This window comes from Streptomyces sp. NPDC051452 (assembly GCF_044454765.1).
In the GTDB taxonomy this organism is placed as follows: Bacteria; Actinomycetota; Actinomycetes; order Streptomycetales; family Streptomycetaceae; genus Streptomyces.
On record NZ_JBITEB010000005.1, the window covers coordinates 281798 to 299812 of the forward strand.

Sequence of the window (18015 nt, forward strand, 5' to 3'; positions counted from 1 at the left end):
CCTCCCCCACGGACCGCCCACCCGGAGGACTCCCCCATGCGCTCGCAACTGCTCAACGGCCTCACCGCGGAGCGATATCGCCGCACCGTGACCGATGGAGTCGAGCGGGTGGCGGCCAAACTCGCCGCCACCGACCGCCCGTTCACCGGTGTGACCGTGGACGACCTCGCCGCCCGCGTCGACGCGATCGACCTCGACCGGCCGCTGGGCGACACCACGGCCGTCCTGGACGAGCTGGAGGACGTCTACCTCCGGGACGCCGTCTACTTCCACCACCCCCGCTACCTGGCCCACCTCAACTGCCCGGTCGTCATCCCGGCGGTGCTCGGCGAGGCCGTGCTCTGCGCGGTCAACTCCTCCCTCGACACCTGGGACCAGTCGGCCGGCGCCACCCTGATCGAACGCAAGCTCATCGACTGGACCAGCGCCCGCGTCGGTCTCGGCCCGGCCGCCGACGGCGTCTTCACCTCCGGCGGCAGCCAGTCCAACCTCCAGGCACTCCTGCTCGCCCGGGAGGAGGCGAAGACCGCCTCCCTCGCGCGACTGCGCGTCTTCGTCTCCGAGGCCGGCCACTTCAGCGTGCGGAAGTCCGCGAAACTGCTCGGCCTCGGACCGGACGCGGTCGTGACCATCCCGGTAGACCACGACAAGCGCATGCGGACGGTCGCGCTCGCCCGTGAACTGGAGCGCTGCGCGCGCGACGGCCTGGTCCCCGTGGCGGTCGTCGCCACCGCCGGCACCACCGACTTCGGCTCCATCGATCCGCTGCCGGAGATCGCGGAGCTGTGCGACCAGTACGGCGTGTGGATGCACGTGGACGCGGCCTACGGCTGCGGACTGCTCGCCTCCGTGAAGTACCGCGACCGCATCGGCGGCATCGAGGACGCCGACTCGGTCACCGTCGACTACCACAAGTCGTTCTTCCAGCCGGTGAGTTCCTCCGCCCTGCTGGTCCGCGACGCCGCCGCCCTGCGGCACGCCACCTACCACGCGGAGTACCTCAACCCGCGCCGCATGGTGGAGGAACGAATCCCCAACCAGGTCGACAAGTCCCTCCAGACCACCCGCCGCTTCGACGCCCTGAAGCTGTGGACGACCCTGCGCACGATGGGTGCCGACGGCATCGGACGGCTCTTCGACGAGGTCTGCGACCTGGCCCGGGAGGGCTGGGAGCTGCTCGCCGCCGACCCGCGCTACGACGTCGTCGTCGAGCCCTCCCTGTCCACCCTCGTCTTCCGCTACATCCCGGCGGCCGTCACCGACCCGGCCGAGATCGACCGCGCCAACCTCCACGCCCGCAAGGCCCTGTTCGCCTCCGGCGACGCCGTGGTCGCGGGCACCAAGGTCGGCGCTCGCCACTACCTGAAGTTCACCCTGCTCAACCCCGAGACGACACCGGCCGACATGGCGGCCGTCCTCGACCTGATCGCCGGCCACGCCGAGCAGTACCTGGGAGAACCCCTTGACCGCGCGTCCTGAAGCCCCGCACCACATCCACGACTTCGTGGGAATCGGGCTGGGCCCGTTCAACCTCGGCCTTGCCTGCCTCACCGAGCCGATCGCCGAACTCGACGGTGTCTTCCTGGAGTCCAAGCCGGACTTCGAGTGGCACGCGGGCATGTTCCTGGACGGCGCCCACCTCCAGACCCCGTTCATGTCCGACCTGGTCACCCTCGCCGACCCGACCTCGCCGTACTCCTTCCTCAACTACCTGAAGGACAAGGGCAGGCTGTACTCGTTCTACATCCGCGAGAACTTCTACCCGCTGCGCGTCGAGTACGACGACTACTGCCGCTGGGCGGCGAGCAAGCTCGGCAGCGTCCGCTTCGGCACCAGCGTCACCGAGGTGACGTACGAGGACGAGCTGTACGTGGTGCGCACGAAGAACGGCCACACCTATCGCGCCCGCCGGCTGGTCCTCGGCACCGGGACCTCCCCGCACATCCCCGACGCCTGCCGGGACCTGGACGGCGACTTCCTGCACACCTCGCGCTACCTCCAGCACAAGGCGGAGCTGCAGTCCAAGAAGTCGATCACCCTGGTCGGCAGCGGACAGTCGGCGGCGGAGATCTACCACGACCTGCTGAGCGAGATCGACGTCCACGGCTACCAGCTCAACTGGGTCACCCGCTCGCCGCGCTTCTTCCCGCTGGAGTACACCAAGCTCACGCTGGAAATGACCTCCCCGGAGTACATCGACTACTTCCGCGCGCTGCCGGAGGCCACCCGCTACCGGCTCACCACACAGCAGAAGGGCCTGTTCAAGGGCATCGACGGCGAACTGATCAACGAGATCTTCGACCTGCTCTACCGGAAGAACCTCGGCGGCCCGGTCCCCACCCGTCTGCTCACCAACTCCGCGCTGCGCACGGCGAGCCGCGAGGGCGACCGCTATCTCCTCGGTCTGCGCCAGGAGGAGCAAGGCAGGGACTACGAGCTGGCCAGCGAGGGCCTGATCCTGGCCACCGGCTACCGGTACGTCGAGCCGGCCTTCCTCGCCCCCGTCCGAGGCCGCCTGCGCTACGACTCGCAGGGCAACTTCGACATCGGCCGCAACTACGCCATCGACGTCACCGGCCGCGGCGTCTTCCTGCAGAACGCCGGCGTCCACGCGCACAGCATCACCAGCCCCGACCTGGGGATGGGCGCCTACCGGAACGCGTACATCATTCGCGAGCTGCTCGGCAGCGAGTACTACCCGGTCGAGAAGTCCATCGCCTTCCAGGAGTTCTCCGTATGACCACCAGGGACCTCACCTTCACCATCCGCCCCCTCGACCCCCGTAGGGACGCCGGGGTGCTGCATGAATGGGTCACCCAGCCCAGGGCCGTGTACTGGATGATGCAGGACGCGAAACCGGAGGACGTCGAGCGGGCGTACAGGGAGATCGCCGCCGACGAGCACCACCACGCCTTCCTCGGGCTGCACGACGGCAGACCCGCCTTCCTGATGGAGAAGTACGACCCCGCGCACCGGGAACTGGTCGGGCTGTACGAGCCGCGGCCGGGCGATGTCGGCATGCACTTCCTGGTCGCGCCGGCCGACACCCCCGTGCACGGCTTCACCCGGGGCGTCATCACGGCCGTGATGGCCTACCTCTTCGAGGACCCGGCGACCGAGCGGATCGTCGTCGAGCCGGACGTCCGCAACACGGCCGTGCACGCGCTGAACGAGGCCGTCGGGTTCGTGCCCGAACGGGAGATACGAAAGCCGGAGAAGAAGGCGCTGCTGAGTTTCTGCACGCGCGAGCAGTTCGCGAAGGCGGTGGCCGCGTGACCCTCGCCGACGCCGTGTCCCATCTGTCCCCCGAGCGCTGGGAGACCGCCAGCCGCCTGCTGATCGGCAAGGCCCTCGGCGAGTTCGCGCACGAGCGGCTGATCAGCCCCGAGCCCGTCGGCGAGCAGTACGTCGTGCGCGGTGACGACGGGCTCACCTCCTACCGGTTCCGTGCCGTGCGCCGTGCCCTGGACCACTGGGAGGTCGACGCCGAGTCGATCACCCGGCACCACGACGGCGCCGAACTGCCGCTCGCCGCGCTGGACTTCTTCATCGAGCTGAGGCAGACCCTGGGACTGGACGAGAAGATCCTGCCGGTCTACCTGGAGGAGATCTCCTCCACCCTGTCCAGCACCTGCTACAAGCTCACCAAGCCCCAGGTGACCTCCGCGGAGCTGGCGCGCGGCGGCTTCCAGGACATCGAGACCGCGATGACCGAGGGCCACCCCTGCTTCGTCGCCAACAACGGACGGCTCGGGTTCGGCGTCCACGAGTACCTCTCGTACGCCCCGGAGACCGCGAACCCGGTCCGGCTGGTGTGGCTGGCCGCGCACCGCTCGCGGGCCGCGTTCACGGCCGGCGCGGGCATCGAGTACGACGGTTTCATCCGGCAGGAGCTGGGCGAGGAGACCGTCGAGCGGTTCCACCGCACGCTGGCCGGCCGGGGCCTGGACCCGGCCGACTACCTCCTCGTCCCGGTCCACCCCTGGCAGTGGTGGAACAAGCTCGGCGTCACCTTCGCCGCCGAGGTGGCCCGCGAGTACCTCGTCTGCCTCGGCGAGGGCGACGACGAGTACCTGGCGCAGCAGTCGATCCGCACGTTCTTCAACACCGGCGACCCGCGCAGGCACTATGTGAAGACGGCCCTGTCGGTCGTCAACATGGGCTTCATGCGCGGGCTTTCGGCCGCCTACATGGAGGCGACCCCGGCGATCAACGACTGGCTGGCCCAGCTGATCGAGAACGACCCCGTGCTCCGGTCGACCGGTCTGTCGATCATCCGGGAGCGGGCGGCCGTCGGCTACCGGCACCTGGAGTACGAGAAGGCCACCGACCGGTACTCGCCCTACCGCAAGATGCTGGCCGCGCTGTGGCGGGAGAGCCCCGTGCCCTCGCTCCGGGAGGGCGAGTCCCTCGCGACCATGGCCTCCCTGCTGCACGTCGACCACGAGGGCGCCTCCCTCGCGGCCGCGTTGATCGCACGCTCCGGCCTCGCCCCCGCGCAGTGGCTGCGGCGGTACCTGGCCGCCTACTACATCCCGCTGCTGCACAGCTTCTACGCCTACGACCTGGTGTACATGCCGCACGGCGAGAACGTCATCCTGGTGCTGGCGGACGGCGTCGTGCGGCGGGCGGTCTACAAGGACATCGCCGAGGAGATCGCGGTGCTGGACCCGGACGCGGTCCTGCCGCCGCAGGTGCGGCGGATCCGCGTGGAGGTCCCGGAGGACACCAAGCTGCTGTCGATCTTCACGGACGTCTTCGACTGCTTCTTCCGGTTCCTCGCCGCCCGGCTGGCCGCCGAGGGCGTCCTGGAGGAGGACGACTTCTGGCGCACGGTCGCCGAGGTCACCCGCGAGTACCAGGAGGCGAACCCCGAACTGGCGGACAGGTTCCGGCGGTACGACCTGTTCGCCCCGGAGTTCGCGCTGTCCTGCCTCAACCGGCTCCAGCTGCGCGACAACAAGCAGATGGTGGACCTCGCCGATCCGTCCGGCGCGCTGCAACTGGTGGGAACCCTGAGGAACCCCCTGGCCGGCCACTGACGCGCCCCGACACGCGGGCACCCCGGAGACGGTCCTCCGGGGTGCCCGTCGCCCTGTGTCAGCTCGTCGGCCAGGAGACCTGCGGCGAGCGGTAATAGTTGATGCCGAGGGCGTCCCAGCGCGGGCCCTGCGCCGCCAGCCGAGTCCGGTAGGCGTCCCAGTCGTGCGTGGCGGCCGGCGACCAGCCCAGCTCCGCCGCGCCCGCCAGACGCGGGAACGCCATGTACTCGAGGTCGGCCGACTTCTTCAGGGTCTCCGTCCACAGGGGTGCCTCGACGCCCCTGATCGCCGAGGCGGGTACCCCGGGGAGATACGTGGCCGGGTCCCAGTCGTAGGACCGCCTCACCTCCACCAGGCCCGCCCAGTCCAGGCCGAGGGGGGTGTCCTTGGTGTACTTCATGTCGAGGTAGACCCGGTCGGCCGGGGACAGGATCAGCCCGGTGCCGTTGCGGGCGGCCTCGACGACCTGGGCCTTCTCCGCGGCGCTGGTGCGGTCCAGGCCCCAGTACTGGGCGATGGCGCCCTGGACGGGATGGGCGCCGGTGAGCTGGTGCCATCCGATGACCGTCTTGCCGTACTTCGCGACGACCGGCTGCACGCGGTCCATGAACGACACGTAGTCGGCGTGGCTGGTGGAGTGCGCCTCGTCGCCGCCGATGTGCAGATAGCGGCCCGGGGTCAGCGCCGCGAGCTCCCGGAGCACGTCGTCCACGAAGTCGTACGTGGCCTGCTTGGCCACGCACAGCGAGCTGAAGCCGACCTCGGTGCCGGTGTACAACGGGGGCGCCACGCCGTCACAGTTGAGCTTCGCGTAGGAGGCGAGGGCGGCGTTGGTGTGGCCGGGCATGTCGATCTCGGGGACGACCTCCAGATACCGGGCGGCCGCGTACCGCACGATCTCGCGGTAGTCGGCCTTGGTGTAGTGGCCGCCCGCGCCGCCGCCCACCTCGGTGGAGCCGCCGTACGCGGCCAGGCGCGGCCAGGAGTCGACGGTGATGCGCCAGCCCTGGTCGTCGCTGAGGTGCAGATGCAGTTCGTTGATCTTGTAGAGCGCCAACTGGTCGATGTAACGCTTGACCTGGGGCACGGTCAGGAAGTGCCGGGAGACGTCCAGCATGGCGCCGCGGTAGGCGTAGCGCGGGCGGTCCTCGACGGTGCCGCCGGCGATCCGCCAGGGTCCGGGCTGGACGGTCTTGCGCTCCACGGCCGCCGGCAGCAGCTGGCGCAGGGTCTGGACGCCGTGGAAGAGGCCGGCGGGGGCGTCGGCGGTGATGCTGACGCCGGCGGGGGTGCTGCGCAGCCGGTACCCCTCGGCGCCGAGGCCGCCCTTGCTCAGGCGCAGTTCGATGCCTCCGGTGCCGTGTTCGGTGAGCGGCAGCGGATAGCCGGTGGCGGGCCGCAGGATGCCGGTGAGGTACGCGCCGATCCGGCGGACCTCGGCCGAACCGCCGACCCGGACACCGGTCGCGCGGGTGATGCGGTACGGGGCTCCGCCCGGCTCGACCGAGGCCGGCGCCGGGATCACCCGGTCCAGCGGGGTCGGCGCCGCGGCCCGCGCCTCGGGGTGCGCGGCGACGGTGAAGACGCCGGCCGCCGCGACGAGCAGGAGTGATCCGAGGATGCGAGTCGTCCGGGGAGTCGTGCTGTGGTTCCGTCTCACATGCGCTCCCTTCAGATGTGGTCGAGACCACTCTCCCGCACATCCGGTGAAACAATCCCCGCACGGTGGAAATCATCCGGGGTTTCCGCACGACCACGACGCCCTGCCACGACGCCCTGCCGCGGCGGTTGCGTGAACCGGGCGGACCGCACCGCGAAGGGGCGCCGAAGGGCGAGGAGTTCACCCTGGCCAGGCGGGCGGTCCTCGAACACCTGTGAGGACCGCCCGCCCCGCGAGCCGGTGCGCCCCGCCGTCTTCCGGGCGCACCGGCGGACCGGCGGGCCGCCGGCAAGCGCGGCGGCTCCTACTTCGCCCTGCGGGACACCGTGAAGTGGTCGATGCGGTCACCGGTCTCGGCGATGCCCGACACCGTCAGCGTGGTGTGCCGGCCCCGCTGCGCGGGCGTGACGTCCACGCGCAGGAAGGAGTAGTCGAGGTAGCGCACCCGGGACCAGGCGACGGTCTCGTCGACCTTGCCGTCCTTGGTGTTGACGAACGAGGCCACGGAGTCGGTCTCGTGCTCGTGCCCCTCGTAGGAGTCCGGAGCGGTGAAGGCGTACAGGCTGCGTCCCGCCGCGCCCGCGGTGACGTACACCACGCCCTCGGTCTCGGGGTAGGCCGTGCCGCCGATCGGCAGCTTCTTGACGACCTTGTCGCCCTTGATGACGTCGGTGCGCTCGTACTGGTGGTTGTGGCCGTTGATGACCAGGTCCACGGTGTACTTCTCGAACAGCGGCACCCACTCCTGGCGCACGCCCCCCTCCGAGGCGTGCGCGGTGGAGGTGCAGTAGGCGCAGTGGTGGAAGAAGATCACGACGAAGTCGACGTCCTTCGAGGCACGGAACTTCTTCAGCTGGGCTTCCAGCCACTTCGTCTGCGTTCCGCCGGATATGCCCAGGTTCGCCGGTATCTCGTAGGATATGTCGTTGGCGTCCAGCGAGATGACCGCCGTGTTGCCGTAGACGAAGGAGTAGACGCCCGGCAGGTTCTTCTTGTCGGGGCCGTTGTCCGGGAGGTTCCAGCGGGCCTCCTCGCCGCCGTACCCGTTGGGCGAGTACCAGGCCTCCATGTCGTGGTTGCCGTAGGCGGGCATCCAGGGGACCTGCTTGGCGACCGACTCGGTCTGGGCGAGGAACTGGTCCCAGGTGCGCGAGTCGAAACCGGTGTCGGTGGACTTGCCCTGCCCGGCCGGGTCGCCGTAGGCGATGTCACCGGCGTGCAGGTGGAAGGCCGGGTTCTGGCCGAGGAGCAGGGCGTTGTTGGCCAGTCCGTGGTAGCCGACACCCTCGTCGCCGAAGGCGGTGAAGGTGAACGGCGCCTTGTGGGCCGGGGCGGTGGTGAAGGTGCCCAGGGTGCCCGCCAGGTGCGGCTCGGCCGGGTCGAAGCCCTGGTGGCCGACGCCGTAGTAGTAGGTCTTGCCCGGGCGCAGGTGGGTGAGCTTGGCGTGGATGTAGTACTGGGTGTGGTCGCCGCTCGCGCCGACGCCGGCCGGGGTGTAGAGGGTGCGGACCTCGGCCTCGATCTTGCGGGAGAGGTCCCAGGGGCGGGCGCCGATACGGATGAAGGGCTTCTTCACCGCGACCGGGACCTGCCAGGAGACGGTGATCTCGGTACGCGGGTCGTTGCCGTAGGCGAGGTGGCGGCCGAAGGGGGCGACGAGGGCGCCGTGCACCGCCTCGGTGGCCGGGGTGGTGCGCCGGGTCGGTACGGCGGCCTGGGCGCCGGCGCCCGTCACGAACGCGCCGGCCGTGACGGTGCCGAGGGTGACGGCGCCGCCTCTGATCATCGTGCGCCGGGAGAATCTGGCGCGCAGGTACTCGTGTTGCTCGGCCATGCTCATGCGCTCGGCCAGCTTCTCCGGTACTCCCATACGAGGAATGTCCATGGCGTCCGAAACTCGTGGGTCCGGGCAACAGGACGCAAGACGCCGGGTGGACAACTTGAGAACAGAGCACCATAAGAAATCCAAGTGACCCCTGCCCGAAATCGGGCACGCTCCTTGCGAAACGACGGCGGGTGCCCGAGGATCTACCGGGTGCACGACGAACTGGTAGATCATCTGACGCGTTCCACGCCCCTGAGCCGGGGCGAGGCGCTGCGGGTGATCCAGGACGTGCTGGCCTATTTCGACGAGACGACCCAGGAGTTCGTCCGTCGCCGCCACCGCGAACTGCAGGCCCAGGGCCTGGTGAACGCGGAGATCTTCGAACGGATCGAGGCGGACCTGAAATACCGGGCGGTGGCGCCGCCGGAGCTGACGCTCAGGCAGCTGCGCCGCATGGTCTACGGCTGAGAACCGGCCGGACCGGACGAGCGACACCCAAGGGATACCTCTATATATGTGTGGAATTGTCGGTTACATCGGCAAGCGTGACGTCGCCCCCCTCCTCCTGGAGGGTCTGCAGCGGCTGGAGTACCGCGGCTACGACTCCGCGGGCATCGTCGTCAGCTCCCCGAAGACCCCCGCCCTGAAGATGGTCAAGGCCAAGGGCCGGGTGCGTGACCTGGAGGCAAAGGTCCCGGCGCGCTTCAAGGGCACCACCGGCATCGCCCACACCCGCTGGGCCACCCACGGCGCCCCGTCCGACATGAACGCCCACCCGCACATGTCGGCCGACCACACGGTCGCCGTCGTGCACAACGGCATCATCGACAACGCCGCCGACCTGCGCCGCAAGCTTGAGGCGGACGGCGTGGAGTTCCTCTCCGAGACCGACACCGAGGTCCTCGTCCACCTCATCGCCCGCTCGCAGGCCGAGAAGCTGGAGGACAAGGTCCGCGAGACCCTCCGCCTGGTCGAGGGCACGTACGGCATCGCGGTGATGCACGCCGACTTCTCCGACCGCATCGTGGTGGCCCGCAACGGCTCGCCCGTGGTCCTCGGCATCGGCGAGAAGGAGATGTTCGTCGCCTCGGACATCGCCGCCCTGGTCGCCCACACCCGGCAGATAGTCACCCTCGACGACGGCGAGATGGCCACCCTCAAGGCCGACGACTTCCGCACCTACACCACCGAGGGCACCCGTACCACCGCCGAGCCGACCACCGTGGAGTGGGAGGCGGCCTCGTACGACATGGGCGGCCACGACACGTACATGCACAAGGAGATCCACGAGCAGGCCGACGCCGTGGACCGGGTGCTGCGCGGCCGGATCGACGACCGGTTCTCCACCGTGCACCTCGGCGGCCTCAACCTGGACGCCCGCGAGGCACGCAAGATCCGCCGTGTGAAGATCCTCGGCTGCGGCACGTCCTACCACGCGGGCATGATCGGCGCCCAGATGATCGAGGAGCTGGCCCGCATCCCCGCGGACGCCGAGCCGGCCTCCGAATTCCGTTACCGCAACGCGGTGGTGGACCCCGACACCCTGTACGTCGCGGTCTCCCAGTCCGGTGAGACCTACGACGTCCTCGCCGCCGTCCAGGAGTTGAAGCGCAAGGGCGCCCGTGTCCTCGGCGTGGTCAACGTGGTCGGCTCGGCGATCGCCCGCGAGGCGGACGGCGGCGTCTACGTGCACGCGGGCCCCGAGGTCTGCGTGGTCTCGACGAAGTGCTTCACCAACACCACGGTCGCCTTCGCCCTGCTCGCCCTGCACCTCGGCCGCACCCGCGACCTCTCCGTCCGCGACGGCAAGCGGATCATCGAGGGCCTGCGCAGGCTGCCGCAGCAGATCACCGAGATCCTGGAGCAGGAGGAGGAGATCAAGAAGCTGGCGGAGGACTACGCCGACGCCCGCTCGATGCTCTTCATCGGCCGCGTCCGGGGCTACCCGGTGGCGCGCGAGGCCTCCCTGAAGCTCAAGGAGGTCTCCTACATCCACGCCGAGGCCTACCCCGCCTCCGAGCTCAAGCACGGTCCGCTGGCGCTCATCGAGCCCGCGCTCCCGACGGTCGCGATCGTCCCCGACGACGACCTGCTGGAGAAGAACCGCGCGGCCCTGGAGGAGATCAAGGCCCGCCAGGGCAAGATCCTCGCCGTGGCCCACCGGCACCAGGAGAAGGCCGACCAGACGATCCTCGTCCCGAAGAACGAGGACGAGCTGGACCCGATCCTCATGGGCATCCCGCTCCAGCTGCTCGCCTACCACACGGCCAAGGCCCTGGGCCGGGACATCGACAAGCCGCGCAACCTCGCCAAGTCCGTCACGGTGGAATAGCCCTCCCCCGGGCCGGATGTCCCGGACGGCAGACGGCCCGACGACAGAAGGGACCCCCGCGTGAGCCACCTTTCACGCGGGGGTCCTCCACATGCCGCCCGATTTCAGCCGGTGGCCGTCACCCCCCGGCCGGCGGCACGCCGGGGAAGCACCGTCGGCCAGTGGGCCAGCGCCGCCGCGGCCGCGTACCAGGCCACCGCGCCGGCGGCGACGGCCGCCCAGCCGCCGGCCTTGGTCAGCGCGGAACTGTCGGCGAACCGGGCCACGGCGAGCACCAGCATCGCCAGGAACAGCAGGCCGTGCGCGACCTGGCCCAGGGTGTCGCCGCCCGCGAGGGTCAGCGTGAGCGCCACCAGGGCGAACAGCAGCAGGAAGAGCCCCGCCGCGTGGGCGGAGCCGTGGCCCGACACGGCCCAGGTGAACCACAGGGCGCCGAGCGCCACGTACGCCACGCCGGCGGCGGACGCGGCGGCGTCCCGGAGTGCCAGCAGGCCGATGAGGAAGAGGGCGACACCGCCCACGTAATGGGCCAGGGTGACGGCGTCCTGCGCGCCCACGCCGTCGATCACGCCGGTCGTGCCGAGCCCGAACGCCAACAGGGTGATGCCCAGGGCGAGTCGGCCGGCCACGGTAGTGCTCACGATTCCCGCAGAGACGTCGTTGTCCACGGCGGGCTCCCTTCATGCATGTGCAGTTGTGCGGTGACCGGTATATGCCCTTCACCAGGGCACAACCCACCTCTACGCACGAGTAGTTTCGTGCTGCACCAAGGGAGTTGACGGGGCGTGAGGTTCTACGGAATGACGATCACGGGCCGCTTCGCCCGCTTGGCCAGCCGCCCCGCGACAGAGCCGAAGATCCGCCCGACGATGCCGTGCGTGGAGCCGACGACGATCGCGTCGGCCTCGTACTCCCGCCCCACCTCTTCGAGTTCGTGGCAGATGTCCCCGCCCCGCTCGACCAGGATCCACGGCACCTCGGCCAGATAGTCCGCGCAGGCCAGCTCCAGACCCAGCACCTCGGTGCGGTGGTCCGGGACGTCGACGAAGACCGGCGGCTCACAGCCGGCCCACACCGTGGTGGGCAGCCGGTTGGCGACATGGACGATGATCAGGCCGGAGTGCGAGCGATGGGCCATGCCGATCGCGTAGGCCAGGGCGCGCTCACTGGAGGTGGAGCCGTCGAAGCCGACGACCACCCCATGCCGGAAAGCGGGGTCGCAGGCAGGGCGTGAGTCTGCCGCCGCCAGGGGCTCGGCCGCCGTAGGGTCGGCGACAGGCCGCTTGCGGTCCGCTGGTTCGAAGAATTCGTGACCGGCCATGGCTGTCTCGGCGTTGTGATCCTTTATAGGAGGAACGACAGTGTGCGGCGGGAGCGTGCTGCGGAGCTGTGTCCGGGAAACATCTTCCCAAGCCCATACCCCCAAGGGTACGGCGGCACGCCTCCCGAGCCCACCTACCGCGCACGCTCCGTGAGCGGTCCCCCGACATCCGTAGGGGTTCACCGGAGCATGCACGAGCCGCGCCCGCAACGCAATGGTTGCTGCCCCGTACAGGCGGTTTGCACGGGATTCACAGATGCGCGGCCGGTGACCGTCGCACGGAGCGGGCGTTGTACCGGGGTGAGCCACCCCCACAGCGAGGACCAGATGTCCGGACCCCGACCGAACCCCGACCCGCACACCCCCTCGGACACCGTGAGCGACGTGATCCGCTGGGCGGCCTTCAGCTGCGTCCTCGTCCCCGTGGTCCTGCTCTGGTACGGCACCTCGCTGGCCGGCGCGGCCGGCACCGCGCTGGGCCTGGCCGCCGTCACGGCCGCCTGCCGGGTACTGCTGCGCCGGTCGGAGCGGTGTGCCGCGCATTGCGCCGCGCAAAGAGGTGGACGTCACACCCGGGGTCAGACACCGGTCGACTGACCGGTTTCCGCACCCTCGGACGCATCTTTTCAGCCAACTTCTGGATATCGACCAGGAGGGGTCCCGACCACCCTCCACCCCCCGTTCCACCTGCACGGAAAGGGTCCGGGGACCGCTGCGCACCCTACGCGGTTTGGCCACTGCGACAAGGCGTACTTCCCTACGCGACCCACGAGTGCAACCCTTCGTGATCGAATGCTTCACGCCAAGTTGTCATGTCGACAATGTCCGGCGTGTCGAACTGGCCACCGTGCGACCGCGGCAGCCAGTAGATTCGATCTTGATGTCTTACGGCGGGGGACTCGTGCAGGACCGAGGGGAAACGTGCAGGAGCGACACAACCGAGGAGCCGCGACCACCGAGGGGGGCTTAGCAGTATGAGCCACGACTCCACCGCCGCGCCGGATGCCGCGGCCCGGAAACTTTCCGGGCGACGCCGCAAGGAGATCGTCGCGGTGCTGCTGTTCAGCGGCGGCCCGATCTTCGAGAGTTCCATTCCGCTGTCGGTGTTCGGCATCGACCGCCAGGACGCCGGAGTGCCGCGCTACCGCCTGCTGGTGTGTGCCGGCGAGGAAGGCCCGCTGCGGACCACAGGGGGCCTGGAACTCACCGCGCCACATGGGCTGGAGGCGATCTCCCGGGCCGGGACGGTCGTCGTACCGGCCTGGCGCTCGATCACCTCGCCGCCACCGGAGGAGGCGCTCGACGCACTGCGCCGAGCGCATGAGGAGGGCGCCCGCATCGTAGGGCTGTGCACGGGCGCGTTCGTGCTCGCGGCGGCCGGACTGCTGGACGGACGCCCGGCGACCACCCACTGGATGTACGCGCCGACGCTGGCCAAACGCTATCCGTCGGTGCATGTCGACCCGCGGGAGCTGTTCGTCGACGACGGCGATGTGCTGACGTCGGCGGGTACGGCGGCCGGGATCGATCTCTGTCTGCACATCGTGCGGTCGGACCACGGCAACGAGGCGGCCGGCGCGCTCGCCCGGCGCCTGGTGGTCCCGCCGCGCCGCAGTGGCGGTCAGGAGCGCTATCTCGACAGGTCTTTACCCGAGGAGATCGGCGCCGACCCGCTCGCCGAGGTCGTCGCCTGGGCGCTGGAACACCTCCACGAGCAGTTCGACGTGGAGACCCTGGCGGCACGCGCCTATATGAGCCGCCGCACGTTCGACCGCCGGTTCCGCTCGCTGACCGGCAGCGCGCCGTTGCAGTGGCTGATCACCCAGCGGGTGCTGCAGGCACAGCGACTGCTGGAGACGTCGGACTACTCCGTGGACGAGGTGGCGGGCCGATGCGGCTTCCGCTCCCCCGTCGCGCTGCGCGGGCACTTCCGCCGCCAGCTCGGCTCGTCCCCGGCGGCCTACCGCGCGGCCTACCGGGCCCGCCGGCCCCAGGCCGAGAGGCAGGGTGAGCCGGAGGTCCCGGTGGTCCCGGTCGGCCAGCAGGGCGCGCCCGCCGGTCTGCACGGCGGCCCCGCGTCCATGGGCCACATGCCCCTGCTGCACCCGGACAGCGGCGTGCCGATGCAGAGCCGCCGCGCGGCGGCCGGCGCGGTGAGCCTGCTGCCTGGTCCACGCAGCGGCGGTTGACCGAGCACGGCGCACGGGGGTGGGCGGGGTACGACTCCGCCCACCCCCTTTGCCGTGGCGCTGCCTGTCCGCACCCGGATGAATGCACACCGACAAGGTCGTGGCACGGTCGGTCCGGCTGCCCGCGGCGCGCCGTAAGGTGAGACACATGAACGATCGCATGGTGTGGATCGACTGCGAGATGACCGGCCTCTCGCTGTCCGACGACGCTCTCATCGAGGTGGCCGCCCTCGTCACCGACTCCGAGCTGAACGTACTCGGCGACGGTGTGGACATCGTCATCCGGCCGCCGGACCGGGCGCTGGAGACGATGCCGGAGGTGGTGCGTCAGATGCACACCGCGTCCGGACTGCTCGCCGAACTGGCTGACGGCACGACGCTGGCGGACGCCGAGGAGCAGGTCCTCGCCTACATCCGGGAGCACGTCAAGGAGCCCGGAAAGGCCCCCCTGTGCGGCAACTCCGTCGGCACCGACCGCGGCTTCCTGCTGCGGGACATGCCGACCCTGGAGGACTACCTCCACTACCGGATCGTCGACGTCTCCTCGATCAAGGAGCTGGCCCGCCGCTGGTACCCGCGGGCGTACTACAACAGCCCCGAGAAGAACGGCAACCACCGGGCCCTGGCCGACATCCGCGAGTCGATCGCCGAACTGCGCTACTACCGCGAGGCCGTCTTCGTCCCCCAGCCCGGCCCGGACTCCGACACCGCGAAGGCGATCGCCGCCAAGCACGTCCTGCCCGCGGGGTAGCGCACGCCGGGGCGCGTCCCGGCCGCTCGACGGCCCGCGCGAAAACCTGTGCGCGAGCACCCCTTCGGACCCTGTAGACTTCTTCTCGGCCGGTCGGGGAAACGACGAGTTCCACCGCCGGTCGTGGTGGGTGTAGCTCAGCTGGCAGAGCACCTGGTTGTGGTCCAGGATGTCGCGGGTTCAAGTCCCGTCACTCACCCTGAAGGATCAGCCGGTGGTCCCGTCGCAAGACGGGGCCACCGGCTGATCCGTTTTCCTGTCTCCCCGCGGCTCGTCAGCCGGCCCATCGCCCGGTGAGGAAGGTCAGCGCGAAGATCACGCTCAGGGGTGAGGCGAGGCAGAGGTAGACCGTCTTGACCCGTGGTCTGCGCAGGCTCCAGGCTGCCAGGGTGATCCACAGGGGCCACCACAGGAGGGTGGCGCGGGGGATGGACGTGAACCAGTAGGAGGTTCCCAGCGCCCACAGGGTGAGGCCGATGTAGGTGGCTTCGGACCAGCGGCGTCGCCTCAGCAGCAGGGCGAGCAGGAGCAGCCCGGCGAGCAGGGCGAGCAGTTCGGCCTGGAACATGAAGGCGTATCCGGTGGTCTGGGTCCGGCCGAAGGCGCCGGCCCAGGTGTGGGACCAGGCGACCCAGGGGGCGTGGAAGTCGCGGAACCAGCCGCGTTCCTGGGCGTGCTTCCACGCCAGCCAGTCGCCGGTGTGCGCGTGCAGGTACCAGGAGTAGAGGGCCGCGGGCAGAGCGGGCAGCGCCAGCCAGGGCAGTGCGCGCCAGTGCCGGCGCGCCACGAGGAGGAAGTGCACGGCGATGGCGGCGGCGAGGAAGAGGCCGCTGACGCGCACGGCGGTGGCCAGGGCGGTCAGGGTGGCGGCGAGGGCCCAGTCGCGGCGCTGCGCGGCGAGCCAGGCGGGCAGGGCGAGGGCGAGGAAGAGCGCCTCGGTGTAGCCGGCGGCCAGGAAGATCGCGCACGGGGAGAGCAGGAAGAACAGCACCGCGCGCCGGCCCCCGTCCGCGCCGGGCAGATGCAGCCGGGCGATGCGGGCCAGTGCCACGACGGCGACGCCCCCCGCGACGAAGGAGATCAGCAGCCCGGCCGCCGTCCAGTGCGGGACGACGACGTGCACGGCGCGCAGCAGGAGCGGGAAGCCGGGGAAGAACGCCTCCCGGTTGTCCCAGTGACTCAGCCAGGGACCTGCCCCGTCGGGGAAGTAACCGTCGCGGGCCACGTGCAGGTAGTGGTACCAGTCCCACTGCCGGAACGGCGCTAAGACCGAGCCGGCCTCGCGGGTGGCGGGGGCCGCGGGGAACAGCCACCGCGCGCAGTACGCGGTGACCCACAGACCCGCCCGGGTCAGCAGGTACAGCCACAGCACCTCGCGGTCGTCGGGCGGCAGCCGGAACATGCGCGGACGGGAGGGCTCGGGAGGGGGTTCGGCTCGGACGCGGAAGTCTCGCGGGGCCGGTTCGGGCCGCGTGGGGCTCTGCCCGGGCGGGGGAGGATGCTGGCCCACGTCGGGCCATATGAGGGTCATATAGCGATCTCTCGGGTGAAATGGGGCGTGCCGGAGCGTGCGGGCTGACCGGTGGGGGCCCGCCGGGGTCATGGGGCGAGCGGGACCAAGATCAGGGCGGCGAGGTGGTGGCTCCGCGCGACGGAGGCTGTGTCGGTGTCCTGGACGGAGGCTGTGGCGGTGTCCTGGACGGAGGCTGTGTCGGGGTCCCGGACGGAAACGTCGAAGTCGCACCCGTGGGAAGCGAGGTGGACGTCCGGCCGGGGGTGGGCACACCGCTCGCCGGCGTCGGGGTCGTCGACGGGGCGGGCGCGCTCGGCGAAGGGCTGGTGGCCGGGGTGACGGGAGCCGGGCTCTGCGGCAGGAGAACGGCCGCCGCCGCGCTGCCGCCGACCAGCAGCAGGCACGTCCCCGCCGCCGCGACGGCCACACGGCGCCGGTGGACCCGCCTTCCCCGCTCGGTGATGTGCGCGGCGGGTGCCGCGTCGGCGCGGGCCTGCCCGTAGTCGGCGGCGCTCTGGAACAGCGACCGCAGCGGATCGTGGTGTTCAGTCACCGGAAGCCTCCTCACGGGACGTGTCCTGCAGGCGAAGCGCGAGCGCACCGCGCCCGCGCGCCAGATGCGTCTTGACGGTGCTGGCGGACAGATGCGTCTCCTGCGCGATCTGCTCGACGGTGAGATCACACAGATAGTGAAGCGCCAGCGTGCGGCGCTGCTGGGGCGGCAGCTCGCGCAACTCCTCCACCAGCGCCACCTGTTCGGGCCCCGGGCCCTCGACGTCCGGAGGCGCGCCGCTGCGCCGCCACGCCTCCGCGCTGCGCCGCCGAAACCGCCACCGGCTCACGGCCAGCCGCCAGGCGACCGTACGGATCCACGCCTCGGGCCGCCCGTCGCGGTCCAGCTGCCGCCGCCGGCTCCAGCCCTTGACGAACGCCTCCTGCACGACGTCCTGCGCCTCGTGCAGATCACCGAGCATCACGTACAGCTGTCCCGTGAGCCGTGCGACCGTCTGCGCATAGAACTCTTCGAACTCCTCGACGGTCAACAGCCACTCCCGGATCTCTCGCTTCACTGGGCATACGCACGACCCAGGGCATCCGGTCGACACCGGGCGCGAGAAAGCACCGTGGCGCTCGTCACGCAACCGGATGCGCCGGACGCGCGTCAGCGGTGATCGTGTCAGCCCGGCGGCCCACGGCGGTCCGCCGAGACCGGCTCCCCCGCCGGCGATCCGACCCGGCCCTGGAGCTGTTCCTGGAGCACGGCTTCGACCAGGTGGGCATCCTGGGCACCCCGCTGCTCCCGTCCCTGCGCGCGCATGCCGCGGAGCCGGGCCTTCGAGGCCGGGTACGACGAGCGGCTCGCGTCCTTCCAGCGGGCTGGG

At 70.5% G+C, this 18015-nt stretch carries 18 protein-coding genes and 1 tRNA gene; 12 read left to right on the plus strand and 7 right to left on the minus strand.

All coding sequences use genetic code 11. The features are described from left to right. The first annotated feature begins 36 nt into the window (after positions 1-36). From desA to ACIBA9_RS16180, 4 genes are read left to right on the plus strand one after another with little or no spacing between them, the layout of a single operon-like run. The gene (desA, locus tag ACIBA9_RS16165; protein ID WP_399363396.1) at positions 37-1479 is read left to right on the plus strand and encodes a lysine decarboxylase DesA; all 1443 of its coding nucleotides are present in this window, start codon (positions 37-39) and stop codon (positions 1477-1479) included. Continuing rightward, the gene (locus ACIBA9_RS16170) at positions 1463-2740 is read left to right on the plus strand and encodes a lysine N(6)-hydroxylase/L-ornithine N(5)-oxygenase family protein (protein WP_399363398.1); all 1278 of its coding nucleotides are present in this window, start codon (positions 1463-1465) and stop codon (positions 2738-2740) included. Before desA ends, ACIBA9_RS16170 begins: the two co-directional genes overlap by 17 nt. Continuing rightward, on the plus strand, positions 2737-3276 hold the full coding sequence (locus ACIBA9_RS16175) for a GNAT family N-acetyltransferase (RefSeq protein WP_399363399.1): 540 nt from the start codon (positions 2737-2739) through the stop codon (positions 3274-3276). The genes ACIBA9_RS16170 and ACIBA9_RS16175 overlap by 4 nt, the downstream gene beginning before the upstream one ends. Continuing rightward, positions 3273-5042, plus strand: coding sequence for an IucA/IucC family protein (locus tag ACIBA9_RS16180; RefSeq protein WP_399363401.1), 1770 nt, complete (start codon positions 3273-3275; stop codon positions 5040-5042). Before ACIBA9_RS16175 ends, ACIBA9_RS16180 begins: the two co-directional genes overlap by 4 nt. A gap of 58 nt (positions 5043-5100) precedes the next feature. Here the strand turns inward: ACIBA9_RS16180 and ACIBA9_RS16185 are convergent, their stop codons facing one another. Then, positions 5101-6702, minus strand: a complete 1602-nt coding sequence (locus tag ACIBA9_RS16185) for a beta-N-acetylhexosaminidase (protein ID WP_399363403.1) — start codon at positions 6700-6702, stop codon at positions 5101-5103. 65 nt (positions 6703-6767) lie between these two features. Here ACIBA9_RS16185 and ACIBA9_RS16190 point away from each other — a divergent pair, with 65 nt between their 5' ends. Beyond that, positions 6768-6920, plus strand: coding sequence for a hypothetical protein (locus ACIBA9_RS16190; protein WP_399363405.1), 153 nt, complete (start codon positions 6768-6770; stop codon positions 6918-6920). An 86-nt stretch (positions 6921-7006) separates the two neighbouring features. Here ACIBA9_RS16190 and ACIBA9_RS16195 read toward each other — a convergent pair whose 3' ends face one another. After that, positions 7007-8572 carry a fibronectin type III domain-containing protein gene (locus ACIBA9_RS16195; protein WP_399363407.1) on the minus strand — a complete coding sequence of 522 codons (1566 nt, stop codon included), beginning with the start codon at positions 8570-8572 and terminating at the stop codon, positions 7007-7009. Between the two features lie 165 nt (positions 8573-8737). Between ACIBA9_RS16195 and ACIBA9_RS16200 the strand changes: the two genes are divergently transcribed. After that, complete coding sequence (locus tag ACIBA9_RS16200; RefSeq protein ID WP_362151054.1) at positions 8738-8995, plus strand: hypothetical protein; 258 nt, start codon at positions 8738-8740, stop codon at positions 8993-8995. Between the two features lie 46 nt (positions 8996-9041). Continuing rightward, positions 9042-10859 carry a glutamine--fructose-6-phosphate transaminase (isomerizing) gene (gene glmS, locus ACIBA9_RS16205; protein ID WP_399363409.1) on the plus strand — a complete coding sequence of 606 codons (1818 nt, stop codon included), beginning with the start codon at positions 9042-9044 and terminating at the stop codon, positions 10857-10859. Positions 10860-10963: 104 nt separating this feature from the next. Here the strand turns inward: glmS and ACIBA9_RS16210 are convergent, their stop codons facing one another. Both ACIBA9_RS16210 and ACIBA9_RS16215 read right to left on the minus strand, forming a co-directional pair. Beyond that, positions 10964-11527: a hypothetical protein gene (locus ACIBA9_RS16210; protein WP_399363411.1), complete on the minus strand. Its 564-nt coding sequence runs from the start codon at positions 11525-11527 to the stop codon at positions 10964-10966. A gap of 125 nt (positions 11528-11652) precedes the next feature. Continuing rightward, the gene (locus tag ACIBA9_RS16215) at positions 11653-12180 is read right to left on the minus strand and encodes a universal stress protein (protein WP_362151046.1); all 528 of its coding nucleotides are present in this window, start codon (positions 12178-12180) and stop codon (positions 11653-11655) included. Between the two features lie 327 nt (positions 12181-12507). Between ACIBA9_RS16215 and ACIBA9_RS16220 the strand changes: the two genes are divergently transcribed. The 4 genes from ACIBA9_RS16220 (at position 12508) to ACIBA9_RS16235 (ending at position 15319) form a co-directional block, all read left to right on the plus strand. Beyond that, positions 12508-12777, plus strand: a complete 270-nt coding sequence (locus ACIBA9_RS16220) for a hypothetical protein (RefSeq protein WP_399363413.1) — start codon at positions 12508-12510, stop codon at positions 12775-12777. Positions 12778-13154: 377 nt separating this feature from the next. Further along, a complete protein-coding gene (locus ACIBA9_RS16225; protein WP_362151041.1) occupies positions 13155-14369 on the plus strand; it encodes a helix-turn-helix domain-containing protein in 1215 nt (404 codons plus the stop codon). 148 nt (positions 14370-14517) lie between these two features. Further along, positions 14518-15120 (plus strand): oligoribonuclease, encoded by a 603-nt coding sequence (gene orn, locus ACIBA9_RS16230; protein WP_399363416.1) that lies wholly within the window; start codon positions 14518-14520, stop codon positions 15118-15120. 126 nt (positions 15121-15246) lie between these two features. Next, positions 15247-15319 (plus strand) — tRNA-His (locus ACIBA9_RS16235). Positions 15320-15394: 75 nt separating this feature from the next. On the opposite strand, the gene ACIBA9_RS16240 is transcribed toward ACIBA9_RS16235, so the two are convergent. Next, a complete protein-coding gene (locus tag ACIBA9_RS16240; protein ID WP_399363418.1) occupies positions 15395-16522 on the minus strand; it encodes a mannosyltransferase family protein in 1128 nt (375 codons plus the stop codon). Between the two features lie 344 nt (positions 16523-16866). On the opposite strand from ACIBA9_RS16240, the gene ACIBA9_RS16245 reads away from it, so the two are divergent. Further along, the gene (locus ACIBA9_RS16245; RefSeq protein WP_399363420.1) at positions 16867-17136 is read left to right on the plus strand and encodes a hypothetical protein; all 270 of its coding nucleotides are present in this window, start codon (positions 16867-16869) and stop codon (positions 17134-17136) included. A gap of 42 nt (positions 17137-17178) precedes the next feature. Here the strand turns inward: ACIBA9_RS16245 and ACIBA9_RS16250 are convergent, their stop codons facing one another. Both ACIBA9_RS16250 and ACIBA9_RS16255 read right to left on the minus strand, forming a co-directional pair. Beyond that, the gene (locus ACIBA9_RS16250; RefSeq protein ID WP_393898479.1) at positions 17179-17703 is read right to left on the minus strand and encodes a SigE family RNA polymerase sigma factor; all 525 of its coding nucleotides are present in this window, start codon (positions 17701-17703) and stop codon (positions 17179-17181) included. Between the two features lie 107 nt (positions 17704-17810). Then, the gene (locus ACIBA9_RS16255; RefSeq protein WP_399363422.1) at positions 17811-17951 is read right to left on the minus strand and encodes a hypothetical protein; all 141 of its coding nucleotides are present in this window, start codon (positions 17949-17951) and stop codon (positions 17811-17813) included. Positions 17952-18015: the final 64 nt, after the last annotated feature.

What these genes read in the sequence shown, in the direction of transcription:
- ACIBA9_RS16240 (WP_399363418.1), bottom strand. Translation starts at nt 16,522, where the DNA reads ATGTTCCGGCTGCCGCCCGACGACCGCGAGGTGCTGTGGCTGTACCTG.
- orn (WP_399363416.1), top strand. Translation starts at nt 14,518, where the DNA reads ATGAACGATCGCATGGTGTGGATCGACTGCGAGATGACCGGCCTCTCG.
- desA (WP_399363396.1), top strand. Translation starts at nt 37, where the DNA reads ATGCGCTCGCAACTGCTCAACGGCCTCACCGCGGAGCGATATCGCCGC.
- ACIBA9_RS16175 (WP_399363399.1), top strand. Translation starts at nt 2,737, where the DNA reads ATGACCACCAGGGACCTCACCTTCACCATCCGCCCCCTCGACCCCCGT.
- glmS (WP_399363409.1), top strand. Translation starts at nt 9,042, where the DNA reads ATGTGTGGAATTGTCGGTTACATCGGCAAGCGTGACGTCGCCCCCCTC.
- ACIBA9_RS16195 (WP_399363407.1), bottom strand. Translation starts at nt 8,572, where the DNA reads ATGGGAGTACCGGAGAAGCTGGCCGAGCGCATGAGCATGGCCGAGCAA.
- ACIBA9_RS16225 (WP_362151041.1), top strand. Translation starts at nt 13,155, where the DNA reads ATGAGCCACGACTCCACCGCCGCGCCGGATGCCGCGGCCCGGAAACTT.
- ACIBA9_RS16220 (WP_399363413.1), top strand. Translation starts at nt 12,508, where the DNA reads ATGTCCGGACCCCGACCGAACCCCGACCCGCACACCCCCTCGGACACC.
- ACIBA9_RS16255 (WP_399363422.1), bottom strand. Translation starts at nt 17,951, where the DNA reads ATGCGCGCGCAGGGACGGGAGCAGCGGGGTGCCCAGGATGCCCACCTG.
- ACIBA9_RS16215 (WP_362151046.1), bottom strand. Translation starts at nt 12,180, where the DNA reads ATGGCCGGTCACGAATTCTTCGAACCAGCGGACCGCAAGCGGCCTGTC.